General features: G+C 28.3%; 27 protein-coding genes. All 27 read right to left on the bottom strand.

Translation table 11 applies throughout. The features are described 5' to 3' along the window. Nucleotides 1–267 precede the first annotated feature (267 nt). On the bottom strand, nucleotides 268–546 hold the full coding sequence (locus ArsFIN_RS04235; protein ID WP_051296968.1) for a helix-turn-helix domain-containing protein: 279 nt from the start codon (nucleotides 544–546) through the stop codon (nucleotides 268–270). Between the two features lie 172 nt (nucleotides 547–718). Further along, nucleotides 719–1261, bottom strand: coding sequence for a hypothetical protein (locus ArsFIN_RS04230; RefSeq protein WP_026822338.1), 543 nt, complete (start codon nucleotides 1259–1261; stop codon nucleotides 719–721). Continuing rightward, a complete protein-coding gene (locus tag ArsFIN_RS04225; RefSeq protein WP_026822339.1) occupies nucleotides 1262–1483 on the bottom strand; it encodes a hypothetical protein in 222 nt (73 codons plus the stop codon). After that, a complete protein-coding gene (locus ArsFIN_RS04220; protein WP_026822340.1) occupies nucleotides 1461–2126 on the bottom strand; it encodes a hypothetical protein in 666 nt (221 codons plus the stop codon). Before ArsFIN_RS04220 ends, ArsFIN_RS04225 begins: the two co-directional genes overlap by 23 nt. Beyond that, nucleotides 2107–2652 carry a hypothetical protein gene (locus ArsFIN_RS04215; RefSeq protein ID WP_162143411.1) on the bottom strand — a complete coding sequence of 182 codons (546 nt, stop codon included), beginning with the start codon at nucleotides 2650–2652 and terminating at the stop codon, nucleotides 2107–2109. The genes ArsFIN_RS04220 and ArsFIN_RS04215 overlap by 20 nt, the downstream gene beginning before the upstream one ends. 9 nt (nucleotides 2653–2661) lie before the next feature. Then, nucleotides 2662–3318 carry an EscJ/YscJ/HrcJ family type III secretion inner membrane ring protein gene (locus tag ArsFIN_RS04210; protein ID WP_135677484.1) on the bottom strand — a complete coding sequence of 219 codons (657 nt, stop codon included), beginning with the start codon at nucleotides 3316–3318 and terminating at the stop codon, nucleotides 2662–2664. Next, nucleotides 3272–3451 carry a lipoprotein gene (locus tag ArsFIN_RS28725; protein WP_135677483.1) on the bottom strand — a complete coding sequence of 60 codons (180 nt, stop codon included), beginning with the start codon at nucleotides 3449–3451 and terminating at the stop codon, nucleotides 3272–3274. Before ArsFIN_RS28725 ends, ArsFIN_RS04210 begins: the two co-directional genes overlap by 47 nt. Nucleotide 3452: 1 nt before the next feature. After that, the gene (sctI, locus tag ArsFIN_RS04200; protein ID WP_051296970.1) at nucleotides 3453–3752 is read right to left on the bottom strand and encodes a type III secretion system inner rod subunit SctI; all 300 of its coding nucleotides are present in this window, start codon (nucleotides 3750–3752) and stop codon (nucleotides 3453–3455) included. Between the two features lie 37 nt (nucleotides 3753–3789). Beyond that, nucleotides 3790–4101 carry a type III secretion system needle filament subunit SctF gene (sctF, locus tag ArsFIN_RS04195; RefSeq protein ID WP_081700630.1) on the bottom strand — a complete coding sequence of 104 codons (312 nt, stop codon included), beginning with the start codon at nucleotides 4099–4101 and terminating at the stop codon, nucleotides 3790–3792. Nucleotides 4102–4113: 12 nt separating this feature from the next. After that, complete coding sequence (locus ArsFIN_RS04190; protein ID WP_026822343.1) at nucleotides 4114–5292, bottom strand: PrgH/EprH family type III secretion apparatus protein; 1179 nt, start codon at nucleotides 5290–5292, stop codon at nucleotides 4114–4116. A gap of 142 nt (nucleotides 5293–5434) precedes the next feature. After that, the gene (locus ArsFIN_RS04185; RefSeq protein WP_034249403.1) at nucleotides 5435–5671 is read right to left on the bottom strand and encodes an acyl carrier protein; all 237 of its coding nucleotides are present in this window, start codon (nucleotides 5669–5671) and stop codon (nucleotides 5435–5437) included. A 234-nt stretch (nucleotides 5672–5905) separates the two neighbouring features. After that, complete coding sequence (locus ArsFIN_RS04180; protein WP_026822344.1) at nucleotides 5906–7027, bottom strand: hypothetical protein; 1122 nt, start codon at nucleotides 7025–7027, stop codon at nucleotides 5906–5908. 16 nt (nucleotides 7028–7043) lie between these two features. Then, complete coding sequence (locus ArsFIN_RS04175; protein ID WP_026822345.1) at nucleotides 7044–8168, bottom strand: IpaD/SipD/SspD family type III secretion system needle tip protein; 1125 nt, start codon at nucleotides 8166–8168, stop codon at nucleotides 7044–7046. 116 nt (nucleotides 8169–8284) lie between these two features. Further along, nucleotides 8285–9376 (bottom strand): hypothetical protein, encoded by a 1092-nt coding sequence (locus tag ArsFIN_RS04170; RefSeq protein ID WP_026822346.1) that lies wholly within the window; start codon nucleotides 9374–9376, stop codon nucleotides 8285–8287. A 15-nt stretch (nucleotides 9377–9391) separates the two neighbouring features. Further along, entirely contained in the window at nucleotides 9392–11392 is a 2001-nt protein-coding gene (sctE, locus tag ArsFIN_RS04165; protein WP_026822347.1) for a type III secretion system translocon subunit SctE, read from the bottom strand. Nucleotides 11393–11420: 28 nt separating this feature from the next. After that, nucleotides 11421–11951, bottom strand: a complete 531-nt coding sequence (locus ArsFIN_RS04160; RefSeq protein WP_034249404.1) for a SycD/LcrH family type III secretion system chaperone — start codon at nucleotides 11949–11951, stop codon at nucleotides 11421–11423. Nucleotides 11952–12058: 107 nt separating this feature from the next. Next, nucleotides 12059–13096, bottom strand: a complete 1038-nt coding sequence (locus ArsFIN_RS04155) for an EscU/YscU/HrcU family type III secretion system export apparatus switch protein (protein WP_026822348.1) — start codon at nucleotides 13094–13096, stop codon at nucleotides 12059–12061. A gap of 9 nt (nucleotides 13097–13105) precedes the next feature. Next, nucleotides 13106–13876, bottom strand: a complete 771-nt coding sequence (sctT, locus tag ArsFIN_RS04150; RefSeq protein WP_034249406.1) for a type III secretion system export apparatus subunit SctT — start codon at nucleotides 13874–13876, stop codon at nucleotides 13106–13108. Between the two features lie 9 nt (nucleotides 13877–13885). Further along, nucleotides 13886–14140, bottom strand: a complete 255-nt coding sequence (locus ArsFIN_RS04145; protein ID WP_026822349.1) for an EscS/YscS/HrcS family type III secretion system export apparatus protein — start codon at nucleotides 14138–14140, stop codon at nucleotides 13886–13888. Nucleotides 14141–14152: 12 nt separating this feature from the next. Next, nucleotides 14153–14815, bottom strand: a complete 663-nt coding sequence (locus tag ArsFIN_RS04140; protein WP_026822350.1) for an EscR/YscR/HrcR family type III secretion system export apparatus protein — start codon at nucleotides 14813–14815, stop codon at nucleotides 14153–14155. Nucleotides 14816–14849: 34 nt separating this feature from the next. Further along, on the bottom strand, nucleotides 14850–15782 hold the full coding sequence (locus tag ArsFIN_RS04135; RefSeq protein ID WP_026822351.1) for a FliM/FliN family flagellar motor switch protein: 933 nt from the start codon (nucleotides 15780–15782) through the stop codon (nucleotides 14850–14852). Beyond that, nucleotides 15779–16831, bottom strand: coding sequence for a SpaN/EivJ family type III secretion system needle length determinant (locus tag ArsFIN_RS04130; protein ID WP_026822352.1), 1053 nt, complete (start codon nucleotides 16829–16831; stop codon nucleotides 15779–15781). Before ArsFIN_RS04130 ends, ArsFIN_RS04135 begins: the two co-directional genes overlap by 4 nt. Continuing rightward, on the bottom strand, nucleotides 16800–17270 hold the full coding sequence (locus ArsFIN_RS04125) for a hypothetical protein (protein WP_026822353.1): 471 nt from the start codon (nucleotides 17268–17270) through the stop codon (nucleotides 16800–16802). The genes ArsFIN_RS04130 and ArsFIN_RS04125 overlap by 32 nt, the downstream gene beginning before the upstream one ends. After that, entirely contained in the window at nucleotides 17254–18546 is a 1293-nt protein-coding gene (gene sctN / locus ArsFIN_RS04120; protein WP_026822354.1) for a type III secretion system ATPase SctN, read from the bottom strand. The genes ArsFIN_RS04125 and sctN overlap by 17 nt, the downstream gene beginning before the upstream one ends. Then, nucleotides 18546–18947, bottom strand: coding sequence for an InvB/SpaK family type III secretion system chaperone (locus tag ArsFIN_RS04115; RefSeq protein ID WP_026822355.1), 402 nt, complete (start codon nucleotides 18945–18947; stop codon nucleotides 18546–18548). The genes sctN and ArsFIN_RS04115 overlap by 1 nt, the downstream gene beginning before the upstream one ends. Before the next feature lie 17 nt (nucleotides 18948–18964). After that, nucleotides 18965–20989, bottom strand: a complete 2025-nt coding sequence (locus tag ArsFIN_RS04110; RefSeq protein ID WP_026822356.1) for an EscV/YscV/HrcV family type III secretion system export apparatus protein — start codon at nucleotides 20987–20989, stop codon at nucleotides 18965–18967. A gap of 28 nt (nucleotides 20990–21017) precedes the next feature. Continuing rightward, nucleotides 21018–22076 carry a type III secretion system gatekeeper subunit SctW gene (gene sctW / locus ArsFIN_RS04105; RefSeq protein WP_162143412.1) on the bottom strand — a complete coding sequence of 353 codons (1059 nt, stop codon included), beginning with the start codon at nucleotides 22074–22076 and terminating at the stop codon, nucleotides 21018–21020. Nucleotides 22077–22082 lie beyond the last annotated feature (6 nt).

Raw genomic sequence — 22082 nt, 5'->3', positions numbered from 1 at the left:
TAGTTATCTAGCAAATAGGAATAATTTATTCAATACAATTAAGCCAAATATAATATAATTATACTGGTGTAAATTTAGCTAAAACCAATAAAAACCCCCATTTTCTATCAAAAAATGGGGATAATAACACTGTATTGGTTATTAAAAAGAAAAATAAAGATATAGTTTATTTTTTTGTAGAGACGAAGAAGATTCTATTTATAAATTATAGCAATATTATCTTAATTTTTAATTTTAATAGACCGTTCAAAATAAACTGAACATATACTAACGTTTATTTTTAGTTACCATTAAACAATTTCCCATACTATAATAATCCTCCCAAAAATTAATTCTTGAATTAACAAAATAACTTTCTATAGCGATATCTAGTACCCTTGAAACTTTAATCAACCATTCAACATTAATCCTAACTTCACCTCTTTCATAGCGAGAAAGATGCTGTTGGCTAATACCTAATAAGGCTGACAGATCTGCGGCTGAAATTTGCAATTTTTGTCTTTTTTTTCTTATCATTTGTCCAATATTATAATTTATACAATCCATAATATTCACCATCAAATGAGACATTTAGCATGAAGTTATATTAACTTAAATATTAATCATAATCATGATGAGAAAATTAATAAATACTAAAATATAATATTTAAATAAAATAAAAGGCTAACTTATGATAAACAAGTTATTTTTTATAAAAAAGAGCTGTCAACTATTTATATTAACAATTCATGTAATTATTTAAACTTTTTTTAAATAAAACATAATCAATCTCATACCGTGAGATGGTACTAACTTTATTTCTCAACATATAAATGGGTTGATAATCAGGTGCTCCAACTTGCTCAATTTTGCTACAGATCATCCTTTTCTGCTTATCTTGCTGCATAAATTTATTTAAAATAATCCAAAAGGAGTTATATTCAGCTTTTGTTAAAAAAGCTAAATTTTCAGTCAATAAATCATGATGAACTTTTCTGGCATAAAAAGTATTTATACGATTGGCATCGTAATAGGTATAACTTCCGGCTAATAAATAAAGAAACATACCATTTTTATATTGATTAATTTTTATACAATCGACCATTCCCTTATACAAAACAATCGGTGTAAATTTATTGAAATTACCTTTTACCTTTGCACATTCTAGATTGTTATTTAAACCGCTAATTGGTGAAATATTCTGATCAGGAAAAGTATGGCAACCACTGATAATGCAAGAAAAAAATATGATAAGATAAATAAAAATTGTTTTACCTACCATTTATAATCCTTCCTTTTCGCTTTCTTCAGCTTTTTCATATAGTTCACGTAGTTGACTATAGAAAAGGGGATCTACGCCAGTTTTTTTATTTACCGTGCAGGAATCATGATAATTTGTAGCTTTTCCATTTTCTTTTAATCTATCATCTAATGATTTAGTTGTTTCGGTAATAGGAGATTCTATAATAGATGACATAATATTATTCATCATCGGAATTTTCATGGTTTTTTCCTAAAAGTGAAAGATTATCGATAAGTTGATCAATATTTTCGATCATTTCTTTATAAAAATATTTTTCTTGTATAGATAAATTTATATGTTCTAATATCAAGTTATGTTCAAGTCTAATCATATTATCTTTATATTTAATAAGAAAATAGTTTTCAGCATGATAATCAAAAATAATATTTTCTTGTTTGAACTCAATACAATTAACAATTTTATAGTCTAACTTTTTATATAATTCTGGCTGAATAATAATAAGTTCATCTTTCTCTAAATTATTAGAAAAACTAGCTAAACAGCTATTGATAAAATAAGCAACTAATTTTTCATCATCAATAATCTTATTTAAACATTGATTAATTTGATTTAGTACTTTTTGCTGAATTGCATGATAAATATCATCAGAATTTTTAAAATAACAGATAATATTGTCAATTATACTCTTTAACCCAGCTTTGTAGCCAATTAAAAATGCTTCTTTGCTTACTCTATCCGACTCTTTAACTGCATTTTTGACTATAGCCTCGGCATAATTTTTAGACTTTTCAGTAATTGAAAATGCTTTATTATGTTCAGTCAATATCTCTTTTTTTAATAAGACATTATCTATTATATTGAGACTATTGATATCTTTTTGCATATTGAACAGCCAATTTTAATAAATTAAATTGCGGATTTATTTTAGCGAAGTTATAATCATCATTGTCTATTCGAGGAAATAATATCGCCAATCTTTTCATTACTGTATCTGACAAATAATCTTGATATATATATATTTCTTTTCTGGCCAATAACCATAAATCAATATCAGAAAAATTGTTTTTTGCGACAAACACGAAATCATCAATAATATTTAACTCACAAAAATTTCTTATACTTTCATCTAATTTTACTATTTTTCCACTGCGAAATAATAGTGAACGATAGCGTAAACAAGCTAACATAAAGGAAACTTCCAATATTACATTCCAATTTTTTATAATATATCTTTCGATATGGTTGCAATTAAAAGTGCTATCAATCGGCAGGGAATAAAAATTTATTACTACACTATTAAAAATCGACCGACAAGCTTTATTATTAAAAATTGCAGGAAGAGAAAAATGATCGCTATGCATCCAAGATATCGGATCATATAAGAAAAAATTAATTGTATCACTAGACATCATAACCATTTATTTATTACTTCTATCTTTTAGAATAAGTTTTTCTTTAATGAAATTTGTCATAGAATTATTATTCATAGTAAGTAATGCTGGTACCTTTCTATTTTTATTTATCAAGAAAAATAGAAAACAGATAATTAAGATAATAAAAATATTAGCAAAAAATAACCATATAAAACTAGAGGTTGTACCCTGATGATTGGATATTGATTTTAATCGATTTATCTGTTCCATTTCTGTGGTAACTACAGAAATATCATCATAACTTACGCCATTTACACTATTTTTTAAAAATCTTTTTATATCGTTAATTAATAGGTTTACATCCTTGATCGTATCATTATATTTAATTAATGCCGAGACATGATATTTGTGCTCTTTTTTATTTTCAAGACTATTTAACTCATAGCTAATATGCACATGAGCCGTTACGATGCCTTCAATAGAATGTAAAGATTGTGCCAACCTCTGTTCAATACCTGAATAGAGGCGTGCTTTTTCAGCTAACGGTGATGATACTAAGCTATCAGACGGAAACATTTGCGCAATTTCTAATCTGGGTTTACGTGGTAAACCGTAACGATTAATCAAATCTACCGCCGGAATAAAATCTTCTTTTTCAATATAAATAATATAACCCGATTTTGCGCTCTCTTTTATAAGCATCAATATTATTTTGTTGTAATAAAGCTATCACTTCATTAGCTTGATTTTGATCCAAATTTTTAAGTAATTCCTGTTGATTACAACCGGTTAATAACAGCAATAACAAAATTAAGTTGAGATAAAATTTTTTCATACTAGGTTTTTAATAATGTTTCAACCGCGGTTACTCCTTTGCGAGAGAGCGTTTGTAACAGAGAAAGGCGTAAATTATAATCTGCCGTCCTTTGTTGAAGATAACTTAAACACTTTGGATCCGAATAATTTGCTGGGTTATTTGCTATATTCAATATTTGTTCGTATTCCATTTTGGTTGTATGAGATAGCCTAGCAAAATGCGCTATTAAATAATTATCTAAGCCGTCCAAACCAGGATGTAACTTAACAATATCAGTAATATGATTACTAACAAAAGAATTAATAATTTTTGTTATCATAAATCACTCTTAATAAAAAAATATTTTTCCATTAATTTTAACGGAAATTGGAAATAATATTGTTATCAACATCTTTAAGCGCTTTTATTACGTTAGATTGGAGATTACGATACAGAGTATATTCAGAAAGTAGAGATTGATATTTAGCTAACAGCATCGGATTTGATGGATCCTTAGTTAATTCACCTAAGGTGTTATTAAGAGCGGTATTCATTTCTTTCACACCATTATCAAAGCTTGCCGCTGTTTTAACCAGATAACCACCAACAGACTGTGTTGCATCAAATTTCTCTTGTTTGTGACCAGTATTAGCTTTATTAACGTTGCTACTGCCAATTGTTGCCGCCATATAAACCTCCTGTTAATTTTTATTAAAATAATAGTGAAATGGAGAAGTACGTATATAATTTTTACTACCATACCTAAAAGATTTATCTTGTAGCCAGTCACTATTTAACTCAATAGTAAAATAAATATAATTTTTTCCCCAATTTTGATAAAAATTATTAATAAATAGTTTTATTGACTGTATTTCCTGATCACTTAAATTATCTAAGATAAAAAAAGTAATACTATTTTTAGAGACAATTTTTTTATAATTTATTTTTAGTTTTTTAATTCCATTTTCTGAAATATTTTCAATATACTTATCGCTGATCGACTTAAAAACTACATTTTTTATAAATAAAAAATCTTTTTTTAATTTTTTGATCAGATAAGATTTTTCTTTATCTGTTAAGCTTGCCCTTTCTTTACTAAGTGATAGGACTGGCTGCTCAGCTTTATCCAGCTCAATAGCATGAAAATAAACTAGCGGAAAATTTTTTCTTAACCAGCTAGAAAGAGCTCTTATTTGCTTTTTTTTTGACAATACTTTCACTTGACTAGCATCATCGCTATTATTTAATAACTTTATAGCATGATATACATAACGTTCTTTGTTTGCTAACAGATATATAATGTTATCCTGCCCATAACTTATTCGATAATGTTCTAAATCATTACGCAATAAAACAGAAAGCTTAGATATTTTTCTTTGTTCACTAGTAAAATAAAAATAAGCGCAAATACCTATCACTAATGATATCAATAAAAAAAATAATGTAATGGCTAAATAATTTTTCTTGACTGGAGAAAATCTCTCTGCCGTTATATCAATAATCGGGTAACGGTAATGTAAAACCTCTTCACTAAAGCTATCACCTATGTTACGAATCGCAAATGAAAGGTCGTTAACATGGTTTATTTCATTCAAGATAATACTTTTTTCATTATTTACATTTTCATTACTGATTTCCCTAACAATAATATTACCATTAGCATTTAATGTATTATTTTCAATAATTATTTCAAAACTATATTCACGATCAATATAAGGAATATAAATAAGGTTATTTGGATATGAGGTTCCCTTATGTATCGTCTCAATAGTGTTATCATTTGTGACCATAAAAACAGTATGAAGATTATCAAGCAAAAATTCACACCCAGCTAGTTTTCCATTTAGGATCCTAAAAACAAGTTGTTTATCTTTATTCATCTCCATACAGTTAATACTTATCTAATTATTACTTTTGACTACAATACATTTTTTTACAAAAAAAAGCATAATCAGATAATCATCAAATTATAATGATAATTAGCAAATAAAAAAATAAACCATGTAATATTTACTAATGTAATTAATTTTTTTTATTTAAAACTAATTCAGATAAACCTAAAAAATTATAGATATCACCAACAGTTTCTATATTTTCAATATCTTTACGGGTGAAATTTATCTGATAATAATTTTCTAGCTCAATAAATAAATCTATTAACATTAAAGAATCAGCCATACAATCATATATTAAATGCATTTCTGCTGAAATTTCTGCAATGGATAAATTGAAACTTTTTGCAATAATATTATTTATCATTTTAAAACCTAAATTATCTATGTATTATATTATCTCAACGTAGATAGTAAAAAAATTTATTAAAAATAATATAGTACTATATTATAAAACAGAGCACTATTTTATTAAATTTGATATTTTTAAATTATAATTATTAAGCAAATAAATTGTTTTATTTATAAAATAAAATTTTAACTACATTTTTACTAATATAACTTTAATTATTTATATAATTCAACAATAACAATTGACAAATTAAGTATTTTTGGGATTATATTCCGGTTGAAATTCTAATCGATACTCTGGCTTCCATCCCATAATATATTTAACATTTTGAAAATTAGTTGCCAATGTTTCAAGCGGAGCACTCGCTTCATCTGATAGTTGTTGAAAAATACCTTTATTATTTTCAATTGATTGGGTACAAAAATTATCATTATGGTGATTTTGTGTAATATCACTAGCAGCGGCTGCTTCTATACCATATTTGTTTGAAAAATTTAATGAATTAAAAGCAATAAATTCACAATTAACTATATTATTAAAGCGCATTAAAATATCTGCTTCATTATTGATAGTTAGCATTCTTTTATCATAAAAAATATTAAATCCTGCTGAAAAAAGCTGTCCATTTTCTATTTCACTATCAATTATTCTATGCTCTATACCATATTGCTTAAAATGAGCATATAATTCTGTTAATGCAAGCTCTTTGATATAATCAGCAAATGATAATCCATTTTTATTTATAGTTTCGCTATATCTAGTTAATAAATATTTAGCCATTTTTTGGAATTTAAGCGTATCTTTTACGTAGCTAGTGGTTGTGCCATTTAATATGCTTATATCACATTTATAATCTACTACTTTTTTAAAAAAATCATTAAATTCTTCATATATTTTCTTTTTATTATTCTTAACTAAATTTGATGTTAATATAAAATTATTTAACGCAATAAAAATATAGAGATATTCTTTTTGTTTTTTGTTTAGTTGGTTAAAAGAATGTTTTTTGAATATCTCCATGCACCGATTTAAAATTAACTGACTGCTCTTTTCTAATCGATCTAATTGACGATCAAAACTCATCACTATTGCTGTTTTTTGATCTGGCATTTTAATCTTAGCTTCATATATACGTTCACTTAATGAAACAGTATCACTCTTATCAATATTACTATCAATTCTATGGTTAACCACTATATTAGGTTGTTTAGGATACACAATACCCGCTATCGAATCTTTATTACTATTACTAACTTTCAGGATCTTACTTACGTACACATTTGATGTATCTTCAGGATAATTAGTTGGATCTATGGGCTGACTAAAATTTGCGGTTAAACTAGCTTTACTAATACAAGATGGATTAGGCATAACTCCTCTCCAATTATTAAATAGTAAGAAATGATTTATTCGATTCTTGTAATTCCCTAATTGTATTGGTCAATATTTTAATAACATTATCGTAAATAGCATTCGCATTTGAATATTTCTGCGTCACCGTTTGTGAAATGGTTTGTGCTTCTGTTTTAAATTGGTCGAAACCAGATTGCCATGCCGCCCACCGTGCTGAATTATATTTAACATCTGATAAAAATTTTTTTTCACCTTTTTTATCGCTAACCTTTGGAAACTGGTTGATTATTTCATCAATAAAGCTTATATCCATTTTAAGATAAATATTTTTTCCGTCATCAAAGATGCATTTTTTGTTATTCAAACCAAGCTGTCTAAACCATGCCTCCGCCTCACCTTGATTTTTTAGATAACCTTCAGCGGGTACCAGCCTTCTATCTTTATATTTGTCTTTTAGCGCTATAAGCTTATCAATTATCTTTTTTGTTTCATCAAACTTAAATTCAATCGTATCTTTATCAGTTTTAATAGCATCTTTAAATGAGGCAAGTATTTCATTAAGTTCTCTTAGCGCATCCGCATAAGATTTAGCGCTATCCTGAAAAACTTTTAAATAATCTTTATTAATATTAGTAATACTTTCATATAAGCTTATAGCGATTTCTCGGCTTGATTTAATCTGAGAAGCATTAGTATTATTAAATAATGAATTTTTGGCACCAGGTATATTTTCTTCTGTATATTTATCTATTGCACTACGCATTTTTCTAATTTTTCTAGCAGTCACTTCTCTGTTTTTTCCCTCATAATCAAGGATATCCAAATACGATGCTATTTCCTGACTTTCTATTTGTTGGCCACCACGCAGGGCGTCTGCAAATGACAACAAACGTTCATTATTATTTATCTTTTCTGCCTGCTGATTTGCTTTTTCACTCCCTGCCGGAGTTTCCATTGCCTGAATTAACTTTTTATTTTTCCTAACTAAATCTTCATTACGGTTACGCAAATATTCTAGTTGATTTAATTCAACATCCTGATTAGCAATAACCGTTTTGCTATGACTTGCTTGGGAATAATGACTATTTGTATTATCACCATTATCATCATTTTTATAAAAAAATGATGCCTTATTTAAAACGGGATTATTAATTTCCATTTTCATACCTGTAAGGAGCTTGACTAAAAATTCTAATCAGGGCGCTTAATATTCGCCTTAAATTTCAGTCGTATTAGTCTAGCAGATTACTTTTTATCTCAAATGTCAGAAACATATTATCCAATAATAGATCGACAAGTTTGCGCTCTACGTTGACATTCTTCCGAGAGCGACATTAATATTTGTTTTAATAATGCTTGAAATTCATCTTGGGCTTTTTTAGAGATTTGCGCTATGTCACTAAAGGCACGTTCTTTTGCCAAATCAACCTGCGATTGCGCTGATTTTTCTGCCTGCACTGTTGCATTCTGCTGTCCGGCCATCTGGCCTACCACGGCTGAATTTTGATTTAGCGCATTTGCCGCCACTAAACCTTTTTGCGCCTGATTTTGCGTTTCTCGTCCAGTTAACTGAAACATCTGTGCTTGGGTTTGAGATTCCTGTGATTGAGCCATAAAAACTGCTGCCGTGTCATTATCTGTACCGGCACGAGATGCATTGTAGGCCGCATTTCGCTGCTCTATTGCATCTGCATTTAATTTAACGGCTTGAGTATCATGAAGTTTCAATGACGAATTTTGTTTAGATAAACTTTTAATTGACCCAAAAGTACCAAGACCAGCCATGGTAATGGAAACCCCTGCTGTTATCATTGCTTGTTTTTTCCCTTCCTGCGCCGCTTCAACCATATTATTAGCACTTGATTTAATTGAATCATAGGCGATCTTTACCTCCATATTGGCTAAATGACGACGCGTTTCTAACTGAGTTAAAGCCGCCATCAACATTGCCTGAATTAATTTATCCAGGTTACCGGTATAGCCATTAGCCAATCGGGTGATCTCAAAATGATTGCTATCATTTATGTTATCATCAATGTTGATAAGCCCTTCTTTATCTTTAACTGATTGCAAAAAGTTAAATAATTCTGAGCGATTTTCAACCTTAGCGAGTAAGCTTTCAACAGCGTCTTTTACATCACTAGCTAAATCTTTTCCACCAATCTTGACAGGTTTTCGTAATACAGGTTTTACTAATTCATCGTCTGTTATATTTATATTATTTATTATATTTTTTATATTAGCTGCTGTTGGCGCAGATCCAGCTAAAGAAGGTTTTTCCGTATTAGAAATACTCTCTACATCATCAATATTAGGATTAGTTGGGTATGAGATAGCTTTATTATCAGAATTACTTATTGCTGTCATATTTTCCTCTTTAATTTAAGCACGCAAAGACTTACTGATATATTTACTAGTATCATTTTGAGCAGTAATTATCTCTGTTATATCAGAAAATAATTTCATGATGCCCTCTTGCTGATGTTTATAAGTTGTAAATAAATGCTGTGAATCATCCATTAAACGGTCAATTTCATAGCGATCAAACAACATATCAGCATTGATATTGGCTTTCTGTAACTCAGCATTGGCAACATTAATTCTCAATCCTCCTTGTGTTGCTGTATTGCTAAACATGATCGCTTGATTAGCCATAGCTAATCGATTGCCAGTAATTCTCATCAAACGATAAATTTCTTCTGGCGTACTTAACTTCATATTTTTAAATACTGACTCATTAACGTGTTGAGTTGCTTTTTCCATCATCGCTGAAATCTTACTGGCAACTTGTTCTAATTTTTTTGTAAATTCATTAATTATTTTTTTTATCGCCACTGATGTTTGATTACTCATATTTCTTACTGCATTGGGAATAATTTTCTTTATTACCTGAGTAATAGCTTGTTTAGCGACTTGCATAATGGAGTTGATAAAAGTTTGTGACATTTTTTCAAAAAGAAATTTTGCCGCCGATTTTGCCACATAAGCTAAAGCAATAATTGCCGCAACCGCGATCGCCGCAGTTGCAATGGCTTTGACCATTGATGATAAATCAGTGCCAGCGGCCTTATCGATCTCTTTTAATAAATTACCAAGTGGCGTATATTCCAATATCGCATCGACAACTTTACCTATCATCTCCATTAATGGCATAAAAACATGCTCCATTAACGGACTCATGATCCTATCGGTTAATGATCGACCTGTCGCTTTTTCGGCAATAAAATCTGCTGCTAATAACGCTACACCAACCGCCATTAAAGCAATACCAGCGCCGCCAAATAACGCAGCCGCTGCACCAATAGCCATAACCAAACCACCCAAAATTTGTCCGACACATTTGGCTATTTTTTGCGTTTCTTCAGCTTTTTGTACCTGTTGTTCATATTCTTCCGCTTTGCGTTTCAGTTCATTTTGATTCGCCGTCGCTCGTTTACGATTGATCTCAAGATCATCCTTTAATTTATCAACAGTACTATTACCAATAGTAATAATTAATGTTGTTAAAATTTCTAACAACTTAGCTGTGTTTGACAGAGCTTCTTCAATATGCTGTTCAATAGGTTTATCGCTTTCTATTTCATTTGCTTTAAATTCACGCAATTTATTTAGTGCATCATCAAGTAAATCAGCACATTGCGCTACATTATTAATAGCAGCTTCACACTCATTTGATTTCATCTCAAATAAGTTATTTAATTCAATTAATTCATTTTCTTTTTGGTTAACAAAATTAGCAAGCCCATTTATTTCTTCTTCTAATTTTTTTTCTAATAAGAAACTATTATCAGTAAGATTTTCTGTTATATTTTCTGTTATATTTTCTGTTATATTTTTATAATCTAGCTGCTTGCTATCCAGTTCATTTTTTTTAGCGCTAACTTCATCCTCAAGTGTTTGTTTACAAGATTTTAGTTCTTGTAGTTTTATCATCATGTTATTTAAACACACTAATTGTTGTTGATATTCATGATTCAGCTGGTCAATTTCACTTGATAATTGATTAGCATTTTCAGTCTTAGCTTTTAATTTAATGTTAAACATTTCAATTCTTAGTTTTAAATTTTCCCCTTGAAGATCAATAGTAATTTTTTGCATTTCAGCCAAGATAAATAATAAGTTACCTTTTCCTGACAGTGAAGAATTTGGCTTTCTAATTTGTGGCATATCGATTAAGCTGTTAGAAACCTCATTATTAGGATCTGATTTTAGAATTAGCTCTAACTTAGCTTTATTATTTAATTGAGTTCTTTCTTTGGGAGAAATAGTTATTTTATTTTTAATAACGCTAGCAATTTCATTAAAATGATCATCACTGACATTTTCATTATTAAAATTATTAGAAAAATTTTTCCTTATATTTAATGTGTCTATCTCTCCCATATAATAACTCCTAATTATATATATGTTATTATGAAGTTGAACTTTCCGTTTTCACTTCTGATTCTGATAATCTCGTTTCTTTAATAACTTTTCGATAAACTTCAGCTTTTTTTACTAACTTAGCATCCGTACTTTCATTACAAACCAAATCAAAACAATAAAGGGCTTTAGCAATATCACCCATTTGTAAATGGCATTGGCCTGAATAAAAAACAGGACAATGATTATCTTTTGCCATTACATAAGATAAAGCATAAATATCACAAGCTTTGGCATAATCCTTTTTAAGCTGATAGACAACGCCTAACCCAATGAAATAATCCGCATTTTTTAAATCGTACATACATAGAAATTTAAAAAACTTTTCGGCTTCATCTAGCCTACCTTGTTGATAAAATTCATAAGCATGCGCGTAAATATTCTCTATAACATTTTCATCTATTTCATAGATATCTTTTAGTGTTGCACCCGTATTCATAACTGTCAGAATAGTTTCCTCAAGCCCAAAACTATCTTGTTCATTCTGAGTAAGAGATATATTTTCATTATTACAGGGCATAGTAAATCTCCTGAATTGCTATTAGCATTCATTTTCATAATTAAAACAGATAAATAAATCATGTTCACATAAATAACGCTCATACAAAAAGTAATTCTTTATGTGATTTAGTTATCCCACTCATTTTCAACTTTTTGCAACCAACTTAGAATTTTAATTACTTCACCAATTTCCTCTAAATTAATAAAAGAATAAAGTTGGTGTGTATTATATATTCGACGTGCTAATACAATATTCTCTATCACCGGTACGCCCTCTTTTTCAGCATAAGCACGTGCAGCCAGTGCTCGTTGATTGGTTTCCAATACCGAAACCATTGGTATTGCAACTATTTGTGGATTTAAATAGATACCAATAATAATATGTGTTGGATTAGCGATCATAAATTTGGAACTCTCAATATCACTTTTTACTTGTTCGGATAAAATCTCAACATGCAATTCTTTTCTTTTTGATTTTATTTCAGGATTTCCTTCCTGTTCTTTATATTCACGCTTAACTTCATTTTTATCCATCTTTAAATCTTTAATGTGAATAAAATATTCTGCAACTGCATCTAAAATTAAAATAATGAAAGATGATAATAATAAAATAATAATAAAATTACTAACTAACTCTTTCCAAACTATGAAAACACTTTCAATATTTAAATAAATTTGAGAAAAAATAATTTTTTTATTATTATTCCAATAAATATATGTAACAATAAAAAATATTATAATAAATAAAAATGTTTTAATGAAATCTTTTATAGTTCTAATACTAAATATCTTTTTAACCCCATTAATAGGATTTAAATTATTAAAATCAAATTTTAATACTTTAGTTGCAATTTTAAATCCTGTCTGTGCCATTGTTGTGAGCATAATAATTAATATACATAAAAAAAGAAAAGGTAAAAAAATCTTTAACGCCGTAAAAAAAAGAACAAAAGTATAATTTAGTGGTGTGATACTATGATTATTTTTTAATGTATTTGCCCAAATTTCTATTATAGTTGTAAAATTAATATAATTCGTCAAATATAAACAACCTAAAAAAATAAGGCAACTAATAACCAAGTCTTTGCTTTTAAAACTTTTTCCTTTTTGCGCTGCATCTTTTAATTTCTTAGGTGTTGGTTTCTCTGTTTTGTTTGCTGACATAGCTTTCCATTAGATACTGTTTTGCATTAGTTTAAAAGATATTTCCTGCATGATTAATACCGTTTCACTAAACGATGAAGAAAAATAAATCATCAATATAGTAAAACAAATTAGACTTTTAACAGTTAAAGCAATAGAAAAGGGATTTAATTGTGGAGCATATCGACCAAGCAGTCCAAGCATAATTTCAGTGACCAGAAAAATAATAATTAATGGACTCGCTAACATTACTGCTTTTGAAATTGCATAAGAAATAAAAGTTAAGATATTTGAAATTGATGGAAATTTCATTGAAAAAGGTAGCCACAAACGATAACTATGATGATAAATTTCTAAAGTTGTTATCACTCCATCATTAGCTAAAAATAGTGTCACCGCAAATAAATTAAAAAAATTAGCCAGTTCGGATGTATCTACACCATTAATAGGATCAATACTACTACTTAATGTCGCTCCTCTTTGATTATCAATAATATTTCCGGTTATTTGTAAAACACAAAAAGGTAAAGAAATAAAAAGAGCAATCATTAATCCAATAATAACTTCTTTTAACAAGATAACTAAATAACCCATCGATTCTAATTGAGGTAACTCATATGCATCATATGGCCATACCCCCATAGCAATAAATAATGAAAGAGGAAATTTTATTGTGGGAGATAGAATATTGTTAGATAAAAATGGAATAATAGAAAATATTGGAAAAATACGCGATGCTATGATCACTAAATGAGATAAAAAATTATAAATATTAAAATAAAAATTGGTATCTATATGCATAATATTACATCACGATAGAGCTAATTTAATAACTTCATGCGCATAACTTAAAAGAACTTCGCTATACCAACCTGATAGTAAATATAAACACCCCATTACACCAATTAACTTTAATCCAAAAGGCAAAGTTTGCTCTTGTAGTTGAGTTACCGTCTGAAAAAGTCCAACTAACAACCCAATTATTGTTGCAACTATGACGGGTAATAATGAAAATATTAATATTAAATATAATGCTTTATTACTTGCAAAAATAATATTACTCATAATTTTTATACATTATCCTGCTGCTAGTTCAATATACTGAGTTATTAATCCTTTTGACAACAAGCTCCATCCATCTAAACATATAAATAAAATTAACTTTATGGGAACAGATATTGTTACCGGACTCATCATCATCATTCCAAGCGATAATAAAATACTTGAAATAAGTAAATCGATAACAACAAAAGGCAAATATAAATAAAATCCGATAGTAAAGGCGTTTTTTATTTCACTTAAAGCATATGCTGGAAGTAATGAAACAATAGAACTATCATTACCATTTTCATATTGATTATCATTTCCATCATCCGATTTTTGATGTAATTTATCAAAAAATGAGACTAAATCTTTATCTGAATATTTTATTAAATAATTTTTATATCCACTTAGGCCAGAATTTACTGAATTAATAATAGAATCAATATCTTTATAATCTATATTCACCTTATTAAATTCTTGATAACTGGTTTTTACTATTGGTAGTAAGACAAAAAATGACAACATTAATGCTATACCATTTAACACCATGTTAGAAGGAATTTGCTGTAGTCCTAAAGCATTCCTTGCCATAATAAAAACAATAGAAAATTTTATATAGCATGTTCCCGTCGCTATAATAAATGGTAATAAAGTAGAAAACGCCAATAGGGTAATCAGAGAAATATCATTATTCATAATTTCTATTTTTACTCTCTATATTAGTAATTGTTTATTTTTCGTTATGAAACAAATGAGTGATCTCTACACCTAATCTATCTTCAATCCATATTATATTTCCTTTTGCAATTAAAACTCCATTAGCAACAATTTTAACATTATTTTCTGCTGCTAAGTCACATGGTAATACTTTACCTTGAAAAATATTTTCTAATTCCAATAAAGGAATTTTTCTTTTTTGTAAAATATATTCAAGGGTAATAGGAATATCATCTTTAGATCTTATTTTATCGCCAGGCTCAATTAGAATATTATCCTCACTGATTGTATCATCAATACTTTCATCATAAAAATTAGTATTTACCATATAAACACCATTATCGTTAGTAAAATGACCAATAACTTTGTTCTGAATAACCACATCATACGTTTGCTGATTTACAAATAAAATATCACCCACATTAATCTTATTTAAAGTTGATGCAGTTATATTACTGAAACCCATTCTGAAAATTAATTCCACTGGAATATGATCACATTTATATTTTTCTAATTTACTTACATGATTCAAGTTATTATCAATATCATGGATCCATATATTACCATAATCTGTCCTAAGCATAGCTATAATATTTTTATAATCGCTATCATTACAACTAACTTTTCCATTACTATATATAGCATTAAATTCTAATTCAAAAGGTAAAAGTTTATTTATTGTATGGCTATTTAAAAAAAGAGCTTCTAATTCTTCAAATTTCCAGGCATACATAGATAAACCGTTTAAATCTGGTTTTATTAATTCTAACCATTGACTTAAATCTATGATCCCTTTCCAATTTTTATTAGTAAAAAAGGATAATAAAAATTCTCCATTTGGTAATGGAAATTTCTTTTGACTAATTCCTTTTTTTTGCCAAGAAATTAACAATTGTTTAAAATTAATTTCCTTGTAGCTTTTTATAGGAAAATAATTTTTTATCATTCTTCATCCTCGGAAACTATTCGATACTTATCACTTTTTTCATTATATTCATCTTTATTATCTTGTTTTATAATGAAAAAATTTTTTTCACAACTATTATTACTATTTAAATAGTTATGAATTCTATTATCAACTAATGAATCTGAAGGACAAAAGCTAAATAATGGATAATGCTGTAAATTCTTATTTATACTTATATCCACATAATGTGTTTTTCCCCATTTTTTAAAATAATATTTTAACTCTCTATTTTCATTACTATTAATAAAGCTATTTTTTATATTTTTATTTTTTAGTGAATTTTCAAATAAGGGTAACTCTATATTTTTATTAAACTTTTTTTTAGACAACAAAAATGGAGTATGATAATCGTAATCATTACTACTTTTATAACTTACTGGTATTGTTTCATAACTGGCTGTTAAATTCATTTCTTGATTGTAAAATAAATTATTTATGCTACATTTTTTGTTCTGTCCACGAGATCCTAAATCAATAGTGTCAACTAAAGTCGTTATATAACTAGCATCAACTGGATTACTGATACTTAATTTATTGCTAGTATTTTCTTTTTTTACAAGGCTATGTTCATGTTTTATAAAGTGTATTTGGCTGGATATTTTATCAGTGGAAATATAATTTTTATGATTGTTAAATTTATCATTCTTTATCTCCTCTCCATTTGCAAAATCTTTAAATATTGAGTGATTACTTGTTATAATATTTTTTATATTAGCTTCAGATAACTTTAAAGACATATCATAACTTTGATTATCTACTATTACACTATCTTTTTCTTCATTTTTTATTAAGAAATTAATTTCATCAATATTTCTAGGATAATCAACTTCTTCAATTTCATCTTTATATTTACCATCATAAAAAAAAGCATTATCATTTGATAAATCAAAATCATTAGTTTTTGTTAAATCAATTTCAGATAATGATTTATTATTTTTTATATTCTCTTTAATAATATCATCTAATGAGCATGTTCTATTTTGCTTTGATTGCATATTATGAATTTTTATTGAGCTTACTTTTAGCATAAAGAACTTCCTCTATTTCATTTTCTTCAATAAGATATTTCCTTTGAATAATTTTAATCATTTCTTTTTTTAACAAAAAAATATACTTTTCACTTTTCATGTGTAAAATTTTTTTAATATTTAATTTTTCTTTTTTTTCTATAATAATAGCCTGATGGGCAGCTTCTTTTTTTGCTTTCTCCAGTTTTAAATCGATTAATTTATGATTAAATACAGCTTGTTTTCTTTTTATTGCTAATAACTCATCTTTTGATAAAAATCCCACATTATTAATATCTGCCAATAAGCTATTTATAAATAAGATTTCTTTATTAATTTCATTTATTTCATCTTCTATTATCATTATCTTGTTATCTAATTTTTGTATTAAAATATCGTTCTGATTTATTTTTTGACATATTAGCGCATGCCTTTTTTTTACATTACGATAAAATCTCATACATCTCCTGTTTTATTGATTCAAAAGATTTTTTTTCATCAGGAGATTGCATAAGCCAATTATTTATTTTGTTATATTTATATAACATTTCATCATTTTCACGGTTTTCACCTTCTTTATATTCGCCTAAATCGATAAATATTTTCAATTCTTCAATTTTACTTAAGATTTTTTTTACTTGAGCGACATGACTCAAATGTTTCTGATCACATATTTGAGAAGCTACACGACTTATACTTTGTAAAATACTAATAGCAGGATAATGACTCTTTTCTGCCAACTTACGATTTAGATAAATATGTCCATCAAGAATAGAACGGATCTCTTCTGCAATCGGATCTGGCTCGTCATCATTTTCTAATAATATAGTATAAAATGCTGTTATTCCCCCTTTTTGTGTAAGCCCCGGCCGTTCCAATAATTTTGGTAATGCTTCAAATACAGATGCTGGATATCCTCGTCTAGCGGGTGGTTCTCCCGCAGCCAATGCTACGTCGCGTAATGCCCTTGAATAACGGGTTATTGAATCTAAAAAAAGTACTACGTTACTTCCAGCATCGCGAAAATATTCAGCAATTGTTGTGGCAACCAGCGCAGCATTTACCCGATCGATTGAAGAGTAATCAGAAGTTGCATAAACAATAACGCATTTATCGATATGACCAGTTTGTTTCAATGTATCAACAAATTCAGTCAGCTCACGCCCCCGCTCACCTATTAATGCGATAACAAAAATATCTGCACTGGCATGCTGTATCATCATATGTATCAGTGAAGTTTTTCCACATCCAGCAGAAGCAAAAATACCCAATCGTTGACCAATACCACAGGTAATTAGCCCATCAATCGCTTTAATACCCGTTACAAAGGGATGTTGTATTGGTTTTCTTTGCAAATAATTTGGTGGACTTTGGTTGATGCCACGCTTTTCATTAGTTAATAAGCCACGGTTTTCTTTAAAACGTTCAGCAATGTGTCCCATTGAATTAATGACACAACCTAATAAATTTGGTGAAAGTTTTATGGTAAAATGTTCTTTTGATGGAATAATGACACTCTCTTTTGAGATCCCTATCGATTCACCTATTAGCCCTAGTATTACAGTCTCTTTGCGAAAACCCAGCACTTGTGCCTTGGCAATAATTTTTGTATCCCGCCAGTTTTTATGAATATGGCAAATTTCACCAATTTCACAATCAGCAATATTGGCCTCAATCATTGTTCCTAATAGAGACTGAATCTTATATATTCTATGGCTTAAGGTGAGTTGATTCATTAATGCAGCATCTCTGAGTAATTATTTATTAAGTGAAAAAATTCCTCCAATGCCGCAGAAAAGCCTGCTCCATCGGCTAAATATGCTGGTGATACAACGCCAGCCAAATTAATATATCTATTACGAGAAATTAATTGTAACTGTTTTGTCACGGTAAACTGACATTCTTCCATTAATTTTTTTAATATTTTTTCGCTTAATTGATAAATCACATTACTTTCCTCTTCGCACAGAGGGCTCCACAACCATACATAATCATCATCAATGCTTATATTGATATCTAAGGAATTACTAAATTCTAATGTAATCGTAGAATGTCCATCAAAATCAGAAATTAAATTTTTATCACAACCACTATGTACCAGTGCATCACGAACTAATAAGGCAATATCAATATGCATACTCTCTCCATTTAGCTTTAAATCGTTCTTAATACATTTACGGAAACCGTTTCTGTTAATTCACCAAAAGAAATAACATCTACATTGTTAAATTTATTTTCAACAAATTTTTTTAAAAATCTTCTAATATCAACTGAACATAGAATTACGAAATCATTATAAGAGAAAGGCAGACTATTTAATGCTATTGAGATTTTATCTAATAAATATTCAGACTCTTTAGGTTCTAAATTCAAAAATGCACCAGCCGAGGTATTCCTAATATTACCTCGAATAACCTCTTCATTTTCATTTGATAATAAAATAACGTTTAAATTATTTCCTCGCGAAAATTTATGACAAATATATCTTCCCAATGCACTACGGATATGTTCCACAAGTAAGATAACATCTTTCTCCTTTGGTGCCCATTGTGCAATAGTTTCCATAATTAACTTCATATTTTTTATTGATATTTTTTCATTAATTAGCCGTTGTAATATCTCAGCTATTCTTTGAATAGTTGCATGTCTTACGACTTCTTTAATAAGATCTGGATATCTTTCTTCTAAATTATCAATTTCTTGCTTAGCTTCTTGTATACCAAAATATTCGTGTACATAACGAGTGAGTATATTGGCTATGTTAAAATAAATTTCATCTATATAATGACGACATAAATAACCTATTTCTTTTATTTTTTCATAATCCGTTTCATTTATCCAAAAATCATTATTAATAGTCATCTTTTCGATCCCAAGATGTTCAATTTCATCTGTTTTATTAATAAGACGATATCCATCACATCTAACATAGAATTGATCTGCTTTTATTTCATTAATCAATAACAACATAGTATTTTCTTCTAAATTATCAGAATCGCTTATTATTATATCAGGTAAATTTATTCCATATTCTAAATAAAAATTATTCTTTAATTTGGCAGAAATATTTTCTTTCTTTAATTTTTCAATTACGCTTTTATTAACAACCAAAATTAAAGGGATCGTTTCATTTGTTTTTTTATTGATTACTCCTTGATTATCTATTTCCAAATCCGTTATTTCATTCTTTGTAATTAATGTTGTATCTTCTTTCTTTGGTTTATTTTTTTTAAATTGAAGATAATAGATACTAGCCAATATTGCCGAAATCAATAAAAAAACAATAAAAGGAAAACCAGGTAAACTACCAATACTCAGTGCAATAATTGCTGAAATAATCAAAATTAAAGGATTAGTCAATAATTGGTTAATTATCGTTCTGCCTAAGTTTTCATTATCACCATTAACTCTGGTAACCACAAAACCTGCCGCAATCGCTATTAATAAAGCAGGTATCTGTGCAACTAATCCATCACCTACCGTCAAAATCGTATATGTAGCCAAAGCATGCGAAAAATCCATATGATGCTGACTAATACCAACACTAATACCACCGATAAAATTTATGAAGATAATAATAATACTAGCAATTGCATCACCTTTGATAAATTTCATTGCACCATCAAAGGATCCATAAAGCTGACTTTCCCGTTCGACCACACTACGGCGACGTTTAGCTTCTTCCGCATCAATAATACTAGAGCGTAAATCAGCATCAATACTCATTTGTTTGCCTGGCATACCATCAAGAGAAAATCGAGCAGCAACTTCGGCAACACGTTCTGAACCCTTAGTAATAACCATAAACTGTACAATAGTCACTATGGCAAAAATGACAAACCCGACAACTAAATTATCAGCAATAACAAATTGTCCAAATACAGCGACAATCTCCCCTGCATCAGCTTCACTTAATATTAATCGGCTTGTACTGACGGTTAACGATAATCTAAATAATGTTGTTATCAATAAAATAGCAGGAAATGATGAAAAATTTAGTATTCTATTTACATAAAAGGAAGATAAAAATACTAGTGCAGATAAAATAATATTTAATGCGATTAAAAAATCAACTAAATAGGTAGGTAAAGGAATTACCAACATTGAAATGATGATGAAAACTAAAACTAATACAAACAGTTCTGAATGTCTTTTTATTTCATTTAGAAAATTATTCATATTTACTCAATTATTATAGTGATTTATACTATCTTATATGAAAAAAAGTATTTAATTTATCTATCAACTGATCTTTTATTATTTCTTTATCATTTTCATTAATAAAAATATATAGTGGTAATTTTTTCACTAAATTATATATTAATTGAGTTATTTTTCCTTTATCTTCATTGCTACTATCTACTTTTAATAATAAATCTAGAAAATCCCCTGTTGCATTAGGTTCCTCAAGTGCGCCAATAAAAAATAATGCTATATTCAACTCGTGAAAGAGAATTGCTTTACTTTTATAGTAGTTAATTAAAGATTCAACAAAAAATTCATCACATGATTTTATTGTCTTTATCTGATTTAATCTTGACAATAGATTACCAAATTCTATTCGACTACAACTGGGATCATTGGAATTAATATCAGTAATAGTTGCATTTTCAATGAACTGTAAAATTATTTTTCGATTTTGTGTTCCATAAGTTGAAATCCAGCTAGCATAAATTTTTATCTCAGACAAATCTGTTTCAATAAATTGTCTATAACTTTCACGCAATAAATAAGGTTTAACATCTATTTTAGAGCTAAATATACGTGCTTTAAGTGCAACATTAATCCCTGATTTTAATCGTTTTTTATTGGTAGTTTGTTCTACATAACTTAATACATCTATAATTTTTTTTCTATTTTTTTCATGTAGATTATTACGCTTAATTAATGCCCGTAATACAATCACTAAATCACTATCATCAGTTATTAACTTTCTAAGCTGTCCTACTAAATGTTTTGTAATAAGATCGGCTTTTGATAAAATATTTACTACTTTATCTATTTTTTGATCGATTTCATCATCTAAAACATTGTCAAATTCATTATAATTTTCTGTTTCACTTTTTCTAACTAATTCTCTTCGCTGTCTAATTTGTGTTAGTAATAGTACTTTCCCTTGTTCATTACCTAATTTTTTTCTTTTTTGATTATATTGATACCTTTCTTCTACTTCAGTCTCACTTTCAGCATCGAATCTCTCCTGCCGATCTATTTTTTCCCGATCATTCACTTTGTCCATAATTAATTTTTGCTTATGGCGCTGCATGAGCTG

The sequence above is a fragment of the Arsenophonus nasoniae genome, from assembly GCF_004768525.1.
Classification (GTDB): Bacteria; Pseudomonadota; Gammaproteobacteria; order Enterobacterales; family Enterobacteriaceae; genus Arsenophonus; species Arsenophonus nasoniae.
Note: the sequence above shows the minus strand (reverse complement) of the source record. Positions and strands in the feature narration are given on the sequence as shown.

Bases quoted from the DNA above. Each gene is read 5' to 3' on its own strand.
- ArsFIN_RS04115 (WP_026822355.1), bottom strand. From the start codon at position 18,947: ATGCATATTGATATTGCCTTATTAGTTCGTGATGCACTGGTACATAGT.
- ArsFIN_RS04155 (WP_026822348.1), bottom strand. From the start codon at position 13,096: ATGTCAGCAAACAAAACAGAGAAACCAACACCTAAGAAATTAAAAGAT.
- ArsFIN_RS04135 (WP_026822351.1), bottom strand. From the start codon at position 15,782: ATGATAAAAAATTATTTTCCTATAAAAAGCTACAAGGAAATTAATTTT.
- ArsFIN_RS04175 (WP_026822345.1), bottom strand. From the start codon at position 8,168: ATGGAAATTAATAATCCCGTTTTAAATAAGGCATCATTTTTTTATAAA.
- ArsFIN_RS04170 (WP_026822346.1), bottom strand. From the start codon at position 9,376: ATGACAGCAATAAGTAATTCTGATAATAAAGCTATCTCATACCCAACT.
- ArsFIN_RS04130 (WP_026822352.1), bottom strand. From the start codon at position 16,831: ATGCTAAAAGTAAGCTCAATAAAAATTCATAATATGCAATCAAAGCAA.
- ArsFIN_RS04125 (WP_026822353.1), bottom strand. From the start codon at position 17,270: ATGAGATTTTATCGTAATGTAAAAAAAAGGCATGCGCTAATATGTCAA.
- sctE (WP_026822347.1), bottom strand. From the start codon at position 11,392: ATGGGAGAGATAGACACATTAAATATAAGGAAAAATTTTTCTAATAAT.
- sctT (WP_034249406.1), bottom strand. From the start codon at position 13,876: ATGCATATAGATACCAATTTTTATTTTAATATTTATAATTTTTTATCT.
- ArsFIN_RS04160 (WP_034249404.1), bottom strand. From the start codon at position 11,951: ATGCCCTGTAATAATGAAAATATATCTCTTACTCAGAATGAACAAGAT.
- ArsFIN_RS04220 (WP_026822340.1), bottom strand. From the start codon at position 2,126: ATGCAAAAAGATATCAATAGTCTCAATATAATAGATAATGTCTTATTA.
- ArsFIN_RS04210 (WP_135677484.1), bottom strand. From the start codon at position 3,318: ATGCTTATAAAAGAGAGCGCAAAATCGGGTTATATTATTTATATTGAA.
- ArsFIN_RS04110 (WP_026822356.1), bottom strand. From the start codon at position 20,989: ATGAATAATTTTCTAAATGAAATAAAAAGACATTCAGAACTGTTTGTA.
- sctN (WP_026822354.1), bottom strand. From the start codon at position 18,546: ATGAATCAACTCACCTTAAGCCATAGAATATATAAGATTCAGTCTCTA.
- ArsFIN_RS04190 (WP_026822343.1), bottom strand. From the start codon at position 5,292: ATGAATAAAGATAAACAACTTGTTTTTAGGATCCTAAATGGAAAACTA.
- ArsFIN_RS04140 (WP_026822350.1), bottom strand. From the start codon at position 14,815: ATGAATAATGATATTTCTCTGATTACCCTATTGGCGTTTTCTACTTTA.
- sctF (WP_081700630.1), bottom strand. From the start codon at position 4,101: ATGGCGGCAACAATTGGCAGTAGCAACGTTAATAAAGCTAATACTGGT.
- ArsFIN_RS04215 (WP_162143411.1), bottom strand. From the start codon at position 2,652: ATGTCTAGTGATACAATTAATTTTTTCTTATATGATCCGATATCTTGG.
- sctW (WP_162143412.1), bottom strand. From the start codon at position 22,076: ATGCAGCGCCATAAGCAAAAATTAATTATGGACAAAGTGAATGATCGG.
- ArsFIN_RS04235 (WP_051296968.1), bottom strand. From the start codon at position 546: ATGGATTGTATAAATTATAATATTGGACAAATGATAAGAAAAAAAAGA.
- ArsFIN_RS04230 (WP_026822338.1), bottom strand. From the start codon at position 1,261: ATGGTAGGTAAAACAATTTTTATTTATCTTATCATATTTTTTTCTTGC.
- ArsFIN_RS04180 (WP_026822344.1), bottom strand. From the start codon at position 7,027: ATGCCTAATCCATCTTGTATTAGTAAAGCTAGTTTAACCGCAAATTTT.
- ArsFIN_RS28725 (WP_135677483.1), bottom strand. From the start codon at position 3,451: ATGAAAAAATTTTATCTCAACTTAATTTTGTTATTGCTGTTATTAACC.
- ArsFIN_RS04185 (WP_034249403.1), bottom strand. From the start codon at position 5,671: ATGATAAATAATATTATTGCAAAAAGTTTCAATTTATCCATTGCAGAA.
- ArsFIN_RS04225 (WP_026822339.1), bottom strand. From the start codon at position 1,483: ATGAAAATTCCGATGATGAATAATATTATGTCATCTATTATAGAATCT.
- sctI (WP_051296970.1), bottom strand. From the start codon at position 3,752: ATGATAACAAAAATTATTAATTCTTTTGTTAGTAATCATATTACTGAT.
- ArsFIN_RS04145 (WP_026822349.1), bottom strand. From the start codon at position 14,140: ATGAGTAATATTATTTTTGCAAGTAATAAAGCATTATATTTAATATTA.